The following is a 13,443-nucleotide window of genomic DNA, read 5'->3' as shown; positions in this document are numbered from 1 at the left end:
GTGGCGTGAAGGGCAAGGGGGTTTCGCTGGAAGTGAAAGCGGCTACGGGCGCCTGGCGCGGACGAGGCGGGCCAGCAGCTCGCGTTCCGTGTCGTCCAGGCCGCGCTGGAGGTCCTCGTCCATCCTGGTCCAGATCTCCTCGACCGGCTCGCGCAGCGCCTTCCCCGCGTCGGTGAGGTGCACGCGGCCCACGCGCGGCCGGTCGGGATCGGGCGCCCGATGGACGAAGCCTGCGCGCTCCAGTCGCTGCAGGGTCTTGGTCACGGTCGGCGGCTCGACGCCCAGTCTGGCGATGAGCTCGCCCTGCGTCAGCCCGTCCTCGCGCCACAGCTCGTTGAGCAGCATCTCCTGTCCCGCATGGAGCCCGAGTGGTGCCAGCGCGGCGGCGAGCTGGTTGCGCTGCGTCTTCATGAGCTTGATCAGTGCGTACGACAGGGTCTCGTCCAGCATGTCCTCATCTTGCCCGCCGCCTGCTGCTTTGGCGCATGGTGACCCAAGGATGGGCAGCCTCTTACCGTGTCGCGTGGTTTAGACGACGCCTTCCGCGAAAGGGTGAAGTATCCGGCATGCAGACCGTCGGGAGACGCAGACGTGACCACATCTGGGGATCCGAACGAGCCCCGCCCGGGGCAGGAGCCGCGCGAGGGCGAACGCCCGCCCGCGCCCCGGCCCTACGAGAGTGGGCCCACCAGCGGCGATGAGACGCCGCCCGAGTGGTCGGCGGGCGGCCCGCCCGGCGCGGGCCCGACGGGCGGCACGATGCCCGAAGGGGAGCAACCGGCCGGCCCGGCGCCCGCCGGCCAGCGGCCCGCAGGAGCGTCCGGGGGTGAGAGACCCGCTGGGACGCCTGGCGGCGGGCGGCCCGGTGGAGCGTCCGGCGACGAGCGGCCCCGTGAAGGTGAGCCGCCCCCTGAAAGGCCCCGTGAAGGTGAGGGGCCCGGTGAAGAGGAGGAGCCCGGCGCGCCGCCGCCGCCCGTGATGCCGCCGCCCGACGTGCCGCCCACGCACGAGCCGCGGCCCGGCCCCGAGCCCCGCCATCCCGATCTGCCGACCGCGCCCGAGACCCCGCCGCCGGCGGAGGGCGACGCCGAGGCGACCCAGGTGTACCCGATCCCGGGCGCCACCCCGCCGTACCCCGGCTGGGAGGGCGCGCCGCCGGAGGGCGCGCCGCCGAGCAGACCGGCGCTGTCACGGTTCGAAGAGCCTCCCTCCGGCCCACCGGGTCGTCAGGAGGGCCCGCCCGCGGCGCCGTACGGCGCGTACGGGCAGGAGCCGCCCGTCATCCCCGGCACCACCCCGTCCAGCCCGTACGGAGGCCCGCCCGGCTACGGCCCGCCGCCTCCGGCCGGGTCCCCGTACGGCCCGTACCCGCAGGACAGGACAGGCAGCGGCCTGGCCACGGCCTCGCTCGTCCTCGGCGTCGCCAGCCCCTTCCTGGTTTTCGTCTGCTTCACGGGCCTGATCACCGCGATCCTGTCGATCGTCTTCGGCTGCGTGGCGCTCGCCAAGCGGGTGGGCAAGGGCCGCGCCATCGCCGGCATCGTGATCAGCATTCTGTCCCTGATCCTCTTCGCGATCGTGGCCCTCTGGTTCTGGAACGTGGTGCAGGAATGCGCCTACCTGCCCGGCCAGCTCGCCGATCGCTGCTTCGAGGAACGTTTCCCCTGGATGGGCGGCGCTCGCTAGCCCCGTCGTCCGAGGCCGGGGCCGCTAGCGCAGCGGCAGGTGCGCTGACAGGTCGGCGCGGGATCCGCTGGCGGAGATCGCGCCTTTCGCCATGGCCTCCGCCCAGGTGAGCCGGCCGAGCGCCAGCTCGATCCAGGTGCGCCCGTCGGTCTCGACCACGTTGGGCGGCGTGCCGCGGGTGTGGCGGGGGCCTTCGATGGCCTGGACGGCGGCGTACGGAGGCACGCGTATCTCGACGGTCCTGCCGGGCGCGGCGGCCGCCAGCTTGTCGAGGAGGTAGCGCACCGCCTGCCTGGCCGCGTCGCGCTCCGGCCGCATCCCCCGGTCGTAGGCGGCCAGCACGGCCGCCACCAGCGCGTCGGGCAGGGCGGACGCGGGCCCGTCGTAGGGTGGCTCGTCGAGGGCGACCAACTGGCCGTCGAGGGCCGATCTCAGCTTTTCCGGGTCGATCTTCCGTGGTGGCACCCCACCATTGTCTCCCGGGAAGCGTTCATCGATACGGAGGTCATCGTTCACCTCAGGTTTCAGCGGCGACCGTAGCCTCCCGGCGGTACAACCGCGCACATATATGGAGGACCTGTGGCGAACCTCATGGGGGACGGTCGGCGGCTGCTGCCGCTGCTCTCCACCCCGCACAAAGGTGGCCGATCCGCGCTGACCTGTCAGTTCCGCTGCGGCAACGCGTGCGCGCACGAGGACGGCAACACCTCTGACAACGCCTACTTCGGCGACGTGGTGAAGGAGGCGCTGTCGCGCCGCGGCATGCTGCGCGCGGGTGCGCTCGGCGCCATTGTCGCGAGTGTCGGGCTGGCCGGTGCCACGCCGGCTCTCGCTGACCCCGAGGAGGGCGCCGACGCCGCCCGGCATGGGGACGGCGGCCGCGGCGATCTGCGTTTCACCCCCGTGGCGCCGAACAAGGAAGACAAGCTGACCATCCCGGACGGCTACAGCTCCTCCGTGGTCGTGCGCTGGGGCGACCCCGTGCTGCCCGGCGCGCCCGAGTTCGACTTCGACAACCAGACGGCCGACGCCCAGAACAAGCAGTTCGGCTACAACTGCGACTTCGTCACGATGTTCCCGATGGGCCGTGACCGCGCCCTTCTCTGGGTGAACCACGAGTACTCCGACGAGAACCTGATGTTCCGCGGGTACACCGGCGGCGCCGCCGCGACCGAGGAGCAGATCAAGATCGGTCTCGCCGCGCACGGCGGCTCCGTCGTGGAGATCGAGCGCGCGGGCGGCAAGGGCGAGTGGAAGCTGGTCACCAAGGGCCGCCGCCGCTACAACCGGCGCATCACCGCCCAGACGCCCATGAAGTTCAGCGGCCCGGCCGCGGGCAGCAAGCTGCTCCAGACGGCCGCCGACCCCCAGGGGCTCAAGCCGATCGGCATGCTGAACAACTGCGCGGGCGGCACCACCCCGTGGGGCACGGTGCTGACCGCCGAGGAGAACTTCGACCAGTACTTCGTCAACGCCGACAAGGTGCCCGCGGAGCAGAAGCAGTACGCGACCCGCTACACGCTCACGACCGGCACCCCGTCGAGCAGCCGCAGGTTCGACCGCGTCGAGGAGCGCTTCGACCTGGCCAAGCACCCCAACGAGGCCAACAGGTTCGGCTGGATCGTGGAGATCGACCCGTTCGACCCCGACTCCACGCCGGTCAAGCGCACCGCGCTCGGCCGCTTCAAGCACGAGGCCGCGACCACGACGATCGCCAGGGACGGCCGCCTGGTCGCCTACATGGGTGACGACGCGCGCTTCGAGTACGTCTACAAGTTCGTCTCCAAGAACCGCTACATCCCCGGGAACGACCGGCACAACAGGACGCTGCTGGACGAGGGCACCCTGTACGTGGCCAAGTTCACCGGCGACAGCCCGAAGGCCGAGATCGACGGGTCGGGCAAGCTGCCCTCCGACGGCCTGTTCGACGGCTCCGGCGAGTGGATCCCGCTGGTCTCCGGCAAGAAGTCGTTCGTGGACGGCATGACCGCCGAAGAGGTGCTGGTCTACACCCGCGTGGCCGCCGACAAGGTGGGCGCGACCAAGATGGACCGCCCCGAGGACATGGAGCGCAACCCGGTCACCGGCGCCGTGTACGTGGCGCTGACCAACAACAGCAACCGCACCGCGGCCCAGGTGGACGAGGCCAACCCGCGTCCCTCCAACAAGCACGGCCACGTGCTGGAGATCGTGGAGCAGCGCAACGACGCCGGCGCGACGAAGTTCGCCTGGTCGCTGCCGCTGGTCTGCGGCGACCCGAACGACGCCGCGACGTACTTCGCCGGCTTTGACAAGTCGAAGGTCTCGCCGATCTCGTGCCCGGACAACCTGGCGTTCGACCGCGACGGCAACCTGTGGATCTCCACGGACGGCAACCAGCTCGGCTCCAACGACGGCCTGTTCGTGATGCCCGTGGGCGGCAAGGAGCGCGGCTACCTGCGCCAGTTCCTCACGGTCCCCATCGGCGCCGAGACCTGCGGCCCGATGGTCACCCAGGACCAGCGCAGCGTGTTCGTGGCGGTGCAGCACCCGGGCGAGACCGACGACGCCAGCCCGGAGAGCCCGAGCAGCCGCTGGCCCGACGGCGACGGCAGCCAGCCGCGCCCGTCGGTGGCCGTGGTCTGGCACAACCAGGGCAAGAAGATCGGCGCTTGACCTCAACTTAACTTGAGGAAATAGCGTTCCATGCCATGAGCATGGAAATGACCGCCTGGCATCAGCTGTACTCGATGAACAACCGGCCGGAGCGTCGCGCCCTGTCCAGGGCGACGCTCCGGCGCATCGGCGCCTTCGCGCGGCCGCACCGCCGCAGGCTGGCGCTGTTCATGCTGCTCAGCGTGGTGCTGGCGGGATTGGCGGTGGCCGCTCCGCTGCTCGCCGGCCGGGTGGTCGACGCGATCTTCAACGCGGAGCCGCTGGACGTGGTGGTCGTGGTGGCCCTGGCGATCGCGGGCCTGGCGATCGCCGAGGCGGGGCTCGGGCTGATCAACCGGTGGCTGTCCGCGAGCATCGGCGAGGACCTGATCCTCGACCTGCGCACGGCCGTCTTCGATCACGTGCAGCGGATGCCGATCGCCTTCTTCACCAGGACCCGCACAGGCGCGCTGGTCAGCCGCCTGAACAACGACGTGATCGGGGCGCAGCGCGCGTTCACCGACACCTTGTCCGGCGTGGTCGGCAACGTCGTCACGCTGGCGCTGACGCTCACCGCGATGATCAGCATCTCCTGGCAGATCACGCTGCTCGCGCTGCTGCTCCTGCCGGTCTTCGTGCTGCCCGCGCGGCGGATGGGGCACAGGATCGCCCGGCTGCGCCGCGAGGCGGCCGACCACAACGCCGCCATGGGCACGCAGATGACCGAGCGCTTCTCCGCGCCCGGCGCGACCCTGGTCAAGCTCTTCGGCCGGCCCGCGCACGAGTCGGCCGAGTTCGCCGGCCGGGCCAGGCGGGTGCGGGACATCGGAGTGCGCTCCGCCATGACCCAGTCGGCCTTCGTCACCGCCCTGACGCTCGTGTCGGCGCTGGCCCTGGCCCTGGTGTACGGCCTCGGCGGCTTCTACGCGCTGCGCGCCCAGCTGGCGCCCGGCGCGGTCGTGTCGATGGCCATGCTGCTCACCCGCCTGTACGCCCCGCTGACCGCGCTCGCGAGCGCCCGCGTGGACGTGATGAGCGCGATCGTGAGCTTCGAGCGCGTCTTCGAGGTGCTCGACCTCAAACCGCTCATCCAGGAGCGGCCGGACGCCGGGAAGGTCCCCGAAGGGCCGGTCTCCGTCGAGTTCGAGGACGTGCGCTTCGCGTACCCGTCGGCCGACAAGGTCTCGCTCGCCTCGCTGGAGGAGGTGGCCGCGCTCGACTCGCGCGGCGGCGTCGAGGTGCTGCACGGCGTCTCGTTCCGGGCCGAGCCGGGCCAGATGGTCGCGCTCGTCGGCTCCTCGGGCGCAGGCAAGTCCACGATCGCCCAGCTCCTGCCCAGGCTGTACGACGTCGACTCCGGCGCGGTCCGGCTCGGCGGCGTGGACGTGCGCGACCTGACCTTCGACTCCATCCGCGACACGCTCGGCATGGTCACCCAGGACGGCCACCTGTTCCACGACACGATCCGGGCCAACCTGCTGCTGGCCCGCCCGGAGGCCACCGAGGAGGAGCTCTGGGACGCCCTCACCAGGGCCAGGCTGAAGACCCTGATCGAGTCGCTTCCCGACGGGCTCGACACGGTCGTCGGCGAGCGCGGCTACCGCCTGTCGGGCGGCGAGCGGCAGCGGCTCACGATCGCCCGGCTACTGCTGGCCAGGCCCAGGGTCGTGATCCTGGACGAGGCCACGGCGGCGCTCGACTCCACGTCCGAGGCGGCCGTGCAGGCCGCGCTCGGCGAGGCACTCGCGGGCCGGACCGCCGTGGTGATCGCCCACCGGCTCTCCACGATCCGGGCCGCCGACCTCATCCTGGTGATCGAGGACGGGCGCGTGGTGGAACGCGGCACGCACGCCGAGCTCCTCGCCGCCGGTGGCCGCTACGAGGAGCTCTACCGCACTCAGTTCGAGGACCCCACGGGTTCCAAGGTGGTCGCCGCCTGAGGAGGCTCCACCCGGTCGCGCAGCGAGAAGAGCGCGACCGGGATCGCCGCCAGCACCACGATCGCCGCGATGACCAGCGTGAACTGGTAGGCGTCGAGGAAGGCGGCCAGCGGCGGCTGGCCGCTCGCGCTCTGCCTGGAGTTCAGGATCGCCCCCAGCACGGTGATGCCGAGCAGCCCGAACACCTCGCGTGAGACGTTGAGCACGCCCGAGGCCACGCCGGAGCGGTCCTGCGGCATGCCGCTCAGGATGGCGGCGGTCAGCGGAACCATCAGGCCGGCGCCGACCCCGTACAGGATGAACCAGGGCGCCACGTCCGCGTAGTCGCCGTCGGCGCCGACCGCCGAGAGCAGGTAGATCGCCGCGCCCATGAGCGCCATCCCGAGCGCCACCGTGCGGCCGATGCCGAGGAGCCTGGCGATCCGCTGCGACACGATCGCCACGACGGCCGTGACCAGGGCCATCGGCACGAACGAGCCACCCGCCTCGGTCGGGGAGAAGCCGAGCACGTTCTGCAGCCAGAGCGCGCTGAAGAAGTAGATCCCGAACACCCCGAACGACCAGATTCCGCTGTTGAGCAGCCCGCCGGTGAACATCCTGGACCTGAACAGCGACATCACGATCATCGGCTCCGCGGCCCGCGCCTCCACCAGCACGAAGGCCACGGCCGCCGCCGCGGACACCCCGAACGCGGCCAGGATGCCGGGCGAGGTCCACCCGGCCTCCTCGCCCTCGATGAGCGCGTACGTCAGCGCGGACAACGCCAGCGCGGACGTGACGAGGCCCGGCAGGTCGAGGCTGTGGCGCCTGCGTGCGTGCCCCGGCCTGACGGCCCACAGCGTGAGCCCGAACGTCACCAGCCCGATCGGCACGTTGATCAGATAGATCCAGCCCCAGTGCAGGTGCTCGCTGATGAAGCCGCCCGCCACCGGGCCGAGCGCCATGGACAGCGCCCCCGACGCGCTCCAGACGCCGACGGCCCGCCCTCGCTCGCCCGGGTCGGGGAAGATCTGCCCGATCATCGCCAGCGCGGTGGGTGTGAGCAGCGCCGCCCCGACCCCCTGCACGGCCCGGGCCGCGATCAGCGCGCCCCCGCTGGTGGCGAGCCCGGCCGCCAGCGACGCCACCGTGAAGACCGCCAGCCCGCCGAGGAACACCCTGCGGGCCCCGAACACGTCCGCGAGCCGCCCGCCGACCAGCATGAGCCCGGCGAACACCAGGATGTACGAGCTCACGATCCACTCCAGCCCGGAGATCGTCAGCCCGAGATCCCGCTGGATCGTCGGCAAAGCGACATTGCCGACATTGTTATCCAGATAGGTCATGAAGGTGCCCAAGGTCACCGCGACCAGAGCCCACCAGCGCATGGCAACGCCTTCCTGTACGTTGTACTTGTACGGCGTATAGTTCAACTTGTACGGCGTATAGTTGTCAACCGTGATGGGAAAACTGACCGCCCGGGCCATCGCCGAGCGGGCCCTGGAAATCGGTGACGCCGAGGGCCTCGACGCCGTGACGATCAGGCGCCTGGCCACCGACCTGGGCGTGACCCCGATGGCCCTTTACTGGCACTACAAGAACAAGGAGCAGCTGCTCGTCGGCATGGCCGACCACCTGATCGCCGGATTCGTGCCCGAGCCGGCCGACGAGCGCCCATGGCGGGAGCAACTACGCGACCTGCTGGAGGGCCTGGTGCGGGCACTGCGCGCGCACCCGTGTGCCAAGGGCGTGTTCGAGCAGATCGACCAGACCCTGGTGCCGAACTTCCTGGCCGTCTGGGACCGGGCGCTCGGGCTGGCCCGCAGCGCCGGATTCACCGCCGAGGAGTGCTGCCTGATCAGTAAATATTTGCTCCAGAGCGCCATCGCCATCGCCGACGCCCCGGCGCACATCCAGACGGACGAGTGGGTCAGAGCGCGGCGCCTGAGCCTGGAGTCGCTGCCGGCGGGGAAGTACCCGCACCTCGTGGACATGGCCGGCCCGCTGGCCCGCGGCATGAACTCGGCGCTGTACGACACGTTCGGCGTCGACCTCATCCTCGCCGGCATCGAAGCCCTGGCTGCCAGACGTTAGGGTCGTGTTCGTGACCTTCGAGCTGATCTGCGAGATCGAACCGCCGACCAAGCCCGATCTGAAGCGCGTCAGGCACCAGATCGGCACGCTCAGCACGATCGCCCACTCGTTCCTCATCCCGGACAACCACATCGGCCGCGCGACCGTCTCCAGCGTCGCCGTGGCGCACGAGGTCCAGGCCATGGGCGGGCGCGGCATCGCCTGCCTCAACTCGCGCGACCGCAACCTGCTCGGCTTCCGCCGCGACCTGCTGACGGCGGCGGCGTACGGAGTGGACCAATTCCTGTTCGTCTACGGCGACAAGCCGACGAGCGGCAACCGCACCAGCGATCTGACGGTGCGTTCGATGATCGAAGAGGCCAGAAAGTTCTCGCCGGACTTCCGCGTCGGCGCGGCCGCGGCGATGCGACCGCTGCCGGCCTGGAAACGCACGGCCGACTTCCTGTTCCTCCAGGTCGGCTTCTCGCTGGAGGCCCAACTGCGCTGGCGCGAGGCACACCCGGTCGACGTGCCCGTCTACGCGGGCGTCATGGTCCTGGCCAGCGAGCGCCACGCCCGCAACCTGGCCGCCGCGATCCCGGACATCGCCATCCCGGACGACCTGATCCGGCGGGTGGCCGCCGACCGCATGGCGGGGGTCGAGGCGGCCTGCGAGCAGGTCCTGAAAATCCGTGACTCCGGCGCCTTCGCCGGCGTCCACCTCATCCCGGTGGCCCGCTACCGCGACGTGGAGTCCAGGCTGGCCGCCGCCCTCAGGTGAGACCGAGGTCCGGCGCTGGAAGAGGTCATGGCTATGGTCACAGTGCTAGCGAGGTCGGGGCCGGGCCAAGGCGGCCAGCACGGCTCCGGCCAGGGCGACCGCGAACAACACCGCGTACGCCCGCTGGAACCCGTCCATGAGCTGCCCCACCGCCACCGGTGACAGCGTGGACAGGGTTCCGGCGTACACCTGAGCCCGCAGCTGCGGCCCGACGGAGCCGGTCAGGACGCTCAGCGAGAGGCCGATGCTGAGCACGATCCCGATGTTCATGACCATGACCCGGAAGCCGTTCACCACGCCCAGGCTCCCGCTCGGCAGCGCACGCATGACCTGCGTGGTGTTCCCCGTCAGGAACGTGCCACTGCCGCAGCCCGCCACGAACAGGCCGATCCCGATCACCCAGTACGGCGTCGCGGGGTCGGCCGACAGCATCAGGGTGCCGAGCCCCAGGGCGCTCAGCACCGCCCCGCCGATGGACAGCGCGTACGGTGACACCCTGCGCCCCAGCAGGCCTACGAGCGGCGAGGCCAGCCCGATCCCGGCCGGCACCGGTAACACGCTCAACCCCGCCTCGAACGCGTCCAGCCCCCGCGCCGCCTGGAAGTACAGCGCCACCACCAGGATCAGCGCGGAACGGGCCAGCGCGTTGCAGAACGAGGCCGCGTTCGCGTACGCCAGCAGCCGCCCGCCGAACAGCCGCAGGTCGAGCACCGGGTTGGACGAGCGCCGCTCGGCCACCACGATCAGCGGCACCAGCAGCGCGAACACCGCCGCCCCCGCCAGCACCACCGGACTGCCGAGCCCACCCGAGCCCGCCTCCGACAACGCCAGCATCAACGCCGACAGCGCCGCGAACAGCAGCACGTTGCCCACCGCGTCCACCGGCCGGCGCGGCCCGCGCGGCATCCGGCGCAAGATCACCGCGCCCCAGATCAGCGCGATCAGCCCGGCGGGCACGTTGACCCAGAAGATCCACTGCCAGCCCGCGGTCTCCGCGATCAGCCCGCCCAGCGTGGGCCCGGCCAACTGCGCCACCGACAGGGTGCCGATGTAGACGCCCATACCCTGGCTGAGCCGCTCGGGCGGGAACGCGTCGGTGATGATCACGGTGCCGTTGGCCAGGATCATCGCCGCCCCGACGGCCTGCAGCACCCGCATCGCGACCAGGAACCACACGTTCGGCGACAGCCCGGCCAGCAGCGAGGCAAGGGTGAACAGCGCGAACCCGGCCAGGTAGACCTCACGCCGGCCGAGCAGGTCGGCCACCCGCCCGAAGAAGACCAAGCTGGCTGTGTTGACCAGCAGGAACGCCAGCAGGATCCACCCGGACTCCAGTGCGCCGGCCTGGAAGTGCCGCACCACGGCAGGCAGCGCCACGTTGAGGGTGCTGCCGGCGATGCCGATGAGCACCAGCCCGAGGCTGGTGACCGAGCACACCCGCCAGGCGTAACGGAGGCGGCTGTCGTCTTGAGGGGTGACCGCGACCATGCCCTCCACTATGACGTACGACGTACGTCCGTTTTGTGCTGGGTGTTACCGCGCGCGCTTCCGCAGGCCCTCGAGGTCGTGGATGACCACGCGCCGCCGGCCGGTCTCGATCAGCCCGCGGTCGCGCAGCGTGCGCAGCGCCTTGCTGACGGCCTCGCGGGACGCGCCCGTCCACCCGGCCAGCTCGTCCTGCGACAGCGGCAACGCCACGCGTACGCCGCTGTTGGTCTTCTCGCCGTACCGTTCGGCCAGCTCGATGAGGCGCGTCGCCACCCTCCCCGTGGTGTCGAAAGCGCCGTACTCGATGCGCTTCCTGTCGGCGTCCCGCAGCCGCCCGCTGACGAGCTGCATGAGCAGCACCGCGATCCGTCCGTGGGAGCCCAGGAACGTGGGGAAGTCGCGCACCACGATGCCGGTGATCGGCTCCAGAGCGGTCACCGTGGCCGAGCGCGGCGACCCGTCGATGGCCGACAGCTCGCCGAGTAGCCCGCCGGGGCCGCGTACCGCGAGCACCACCTCGGTCCCGCTCGACGTGTGAGACGACACCTTGACCCGGCCCTCGAGCAGCACGAGCACCCAGTCGGACGTGTCGCCCTCGGTCATCACGGTCGTGCCCCGGTCCCACCGCCGGATGCGTCCGGCCGCACGCAGGGCCTGCACGTCCTCGTCAGTGAGCATGGACAGGAACTCGCCGGGATCTGGATCCATGCGCCCGATTATGTCGGTACAAAGCTCCGCCCTTCTACGCCAATTCCGTCAGAACGTAGGCGGCGACGGGCTCTTCTTTGCCCTTGAGGCTCAGCTGTCCCAGAGGAGTGACTTTCGCCCCGCGGCCCAGCTGCTTGAGCGTCGTCTCGCCGATGACCACCGTGCCCGGCTCGGCGATGCCCTCGAACCGGGCGGCCACGTTCACGCAGTCGCCCATCGCGTTGAACCCGCGCAACTCGGGACTGCCGATGTTGCCGACCAGGGCGGGGCCCGTGTTGACGCCCACTCGGAACCTCGGCCATGTGACGTCGTCGCGCTTCCACGCCATCTCCTCGGCGATTTCGGCCGCGGCCTGCTGCATCTCCAGCGCGGCCCTGCAGGCGGCCCTGGCGTGGTCGGGCTGCGTGGCCGGGGCGTTGAACAGCGCCAGCAGCGCGTCGCCGACGAACTGCACGATCGTGCCGCCGTTGTTGAGAATGCACGGGACGGCGGCCGTGTGGTAGCGGTTGAGCATCTCCACGATCTCGCCGGGCGTGACCTTCTCCGAGAACGAGGTGAAGCCCTTGAGGTCGGCGAAGAGCGCGGTCAGCTCCTTCAACTGGCCGCCGAGCTCCGCCTGCGCCGGGTCGGCCAGGAGGGCGTGGGCCACGTCCGGCGACATGTACTGGTGGAACAGCGTGTGCAGCTCCTGGTAGAGCCGGGCGTTCTCCAGGGAGAGCGACAGCTGCCCGGCCAGCGTGGCGGCCAGCGCCTCGTCCTGGCGCGTCCGCCCGACCGGCACCTCCAGCACGCCCGCCAGCTTGCCCTTGACCGTCAGCGGAAAGGCCAGCAGCTGGTCGCGCCTGATCGGGTCGTCGCCGGCGAACGCGTAGACGCGGGAGCCGATCTGCGTCTGGCCGTCCGCGACGAGCGCGATCTTGACGTCGCCGTACGCCTGCCGCACCCGCTCCAGCGACGAGGCCAGCAGATCCTGCTCGGGCAGCCCGACCTTGGTCTGGGCGCTGACGTCGACCAGCGCGGCCAGGCGCTCGGACAGCTCGCGCTCGTTGGCCAGCGCCTCGCCCGCCCGGTCGAGCACCGCGGCCTGGCCCTCGGTGAGCCGGAACTTGCCCGACATGCGGGTGGCGGCCAGCGGCTCGCCCCGGCGTACGTGCTCGACCAGCTCCTCCAGCGCCTGGTCGTAGTCACGCTGGATGCGCCGCACCGTCGCCGACAGCGCCACCGAGTCGAACAGGCCGGCGCTCGACCCCTCGCGCCGGAACTGCAGGTAGGCGCTGTAGGCCACGAAGACGAAGGCCAGGGTGAGCAGCAGGTGCCACTCCCACCAGGACAGATGCCAGTTGCGCTGCGACATCCCGGCAATCATGGATTCGGCCAGCAGCGCGTACGCGGTGATCAGGCTGATCAACATGGCCGACGGCCGCCGCCGGTGCAGCAGGAACATCATCACGCTCGCGGCGCCGTACAGGAGGACACCGGGAATGGAGCCCCAGACCAGCCAGGGGACCGGCGCCTGCGCCGGCGGCTCGCTGAGCGGCGTCAGCTCCGGGACCAGCGACGCGACCCCCCAGATGAGCATGAATCCGAAGAGCGCCGCCCGGACGAAGTGTTGCGAGCCCAGCACGCGCTTGGCTGCCTGCTCGCCCAGGGGCAGGGCGGAGGCGAACGCGAACGCCGCCGCGACCGAGAGCCCCACCTGCTGGCCCACGTCGAAGCCCAGCGAGCCGATCGGCAGGATGATCCTCGGCGTGGCGAGGCCGTGCATGAAGAAGAAGCCGGCGCTGCTCAGGAAGACCATGGACACCAGGAACAGCCGGGCGTCCTGGCGGCGCCGCGACGCCTCGCTGATCATGACGCCGAGCACCACGTTGACCCCGGCCACTGTGATGATCATCCAGAAGTGGCTGGGGTTGTGGTGCCACTCGATGTCGATCCGCTCGTTGGCGAGCAGCAGCCAGAGGCCGAGCAGCGGCAGGATCAGGTGGATCCCCCAGACCACGCCACGGACTGGTTGCGTGGCCGGAGGAAGGTAGGGGGAGGGGTTGGCGGTTGGCACAGACCGATTATCCATCCGAGATCGCCACCGCCAACGCGTCCTTTTACTCACTCGGAACGGACAGGGATTTCACTCACCGTGGTCGGCGCCCGCTCGCC

The 13,443-nt window shown here is 70.8% G+C and carries 11 protein-coding genes; 5 read left to right on the top strand and 6 right to left on the bottom strand.

All coding sequences use genetic code 11. From position 1 onward, the window contains the following. Window positions 1–42 precede the first annotated feature (42 nt). Entirely contained in the window at window positions 43–450 is a 408-nt protein-coding gene (locus ID574_RS55090) for a MarR family winged helix-turn-helix transcriptional regulator (RefSeq protein WP_188197098.1), read from the bottom strand. A gap of 141 nt (window positions 451–591) precedes the next feature. Here ID574_RS55090 and ID574_RS55085 point away from each other — a divergent pair, with 141 nt between their 5' ends. After that, window positions 592–1,686 carry a DUF4190 domain-containing protein gene (locus ID574_RS55085; RefSeq protein WP_188197097.1) on the top strand — a complete coding sequence of 365 codons (1,095 nt, stop codon included), beginning with the start codon at window positions 592–594 and terminating at the stop codon, window positions 1,684–1,686. A 24-nt stretch (window positions 1,687–1,710) separates the two neighbouring features. Here ID574_RS55085 and ID574_RS55080 read toward each other — a convergent pair whose 3' ends face one another. Further along, on the bottom strand, window positions 1,711–2,151 hold the full coding sequence (locus ID574_RS55080) for a sterol carrier family protein (RefSeq protein WP_188197096.1): 441 nt from the start codon (window positions 2,149–2,151) through the stop codon (window positions 1,711–1,713). 126 nt (window positions 2,152–2,277) lie between these two features. Between ID574_RS55080 and ID574_RS55075 the strand changes: the two genes are divergently transcribed. Both ID574_RS55075 and ID574_RS55070 read left to right on the top strand, forming a co-directional pair. Then, window positions 2,278–4,341 (top strand): PhoX family protein, encoded by a 2,064-nt coding sequence (locus tag ID574_RS55075; protein WP_188197130.1) that lies wholly within the window; start codon window positions 2,278–2,280, stop codon window positions 4,339–4,341. 35 nt (window positions 4,342–4,376) lie between these two features. Continuing rightward, window positions 4,377–6,260 carry an ABC transporter ATP-binding protein gene (locus ID574_RS55070; protein WP_188197095.1) on the top strand — a complete coding sequence of 628 codons (1,884 nt, stop codon included), beginning with the start codon at window positions 4,377–4,379 and terminating at the stop codon, window positions 6,258–6,260. Here the strand turns inward: ID574_RS55070 and ID574_RS55065 are convergent. Beyond that, window positions 6,218–7,627, bottom strand: coding sequence for an MFS transporter (locus ID574_RS55065; protein ID WP_188197094.1), 1,410 nt, complete (start codon window positions 7,625–7,627; stop codon window positions 6,218–6,220). The genes ID574_RS55070 and ID574_RS55065 overlap by 43 nt on opposite strands. Before the next feature lie 73 nt (window positions 7,628–7,700). On the opposite strand from ID574_RS55065, the gene ID574_RS55060 reads away from it, so the two are divergent. Next, entirely contained in the window at window positions 7,701–8,333 is a 633-nt protein-coding gene (locus ID574_RS55060; RefSeq protein WP_223168100.1) for a TetR/AcrR family transcriptional regulator, read from the top strand. Window positions 8,334–8,343: 10 nt separating this feature from the next. Further along, complete coding sequence (locus ID574_RS55055) at window positions 8,344–9,093, top strand: methylenetetrahydrofolate reductase (RefSeq protein WP_188197092.1); 750 nt, start codon at window positions 8,344–8,346, stop codon at window positions 9,091–9,093. Between the two features lie 45 nt (window positions 9,094–9,138). Here ID574_RS55055 and ID574_RS55050 read toward each other — a convergent pair whose 3' ends face one another. From ID574_RS55050 to ID574_RS55040, 3 genes are read right to left on the bottom strand one after another with little or no spacing between them, the layout of a single operon-like run. Continuing rightward, window positions 9,139–10,581: an MFS transporter gene (locus tag ID574_RS55050; protein WP_188197091.1), complete on the bottom strand. Its 1,443-nt coding sequence runs from the start codon at window positions 10,579–10,581 to the stop codon at window positions 9,139–9,141. Between the two features lie 45 nt (window positions 10,582–10,626). Next, complete coding sequence (locus ID574_RS55045; RefSeq protein WP_188197090.1) at window positions 10,627–11,289, bottom strand: Crp/Fnr family transcriptional regulator; 663 nt, start codon at window positions 11,287–11,289, stop codon at window positions 10,627–10,629. A 34-nt stretch (window positions 11,290–11,323) separates the two neighbouring features. Then, on the bottom strand, window positions 11,324–13,345 hold the full coding sequence (locus ID574_RS55040; protein ID WP_223168096.1) for an adenylate/guanylate cyclase domain-containing protein: 2,022 nt from the start codon (window positions 13,343–13,345) through the stop codon (window positions 11,324–11,326). Between the last annotated feature and the right edge of the window lie 98 nt (window positions 13,346–13,443).

Origin of the sequence: Nonomuraea sp. SYSU D8015 (genome assembly GCF_008065375.1) — a bacterium.
GTDB lineage: Bacteria > Actinomycetota > Actinomycetes > Streptosporangiales > Streptosporangiaceae > Nonomuraea.
The sequence above is the reverse complement of the archived record's forward strand: the minus strand, read 5'-3'. Positions and strand labels throughout refer to the sequence as shown.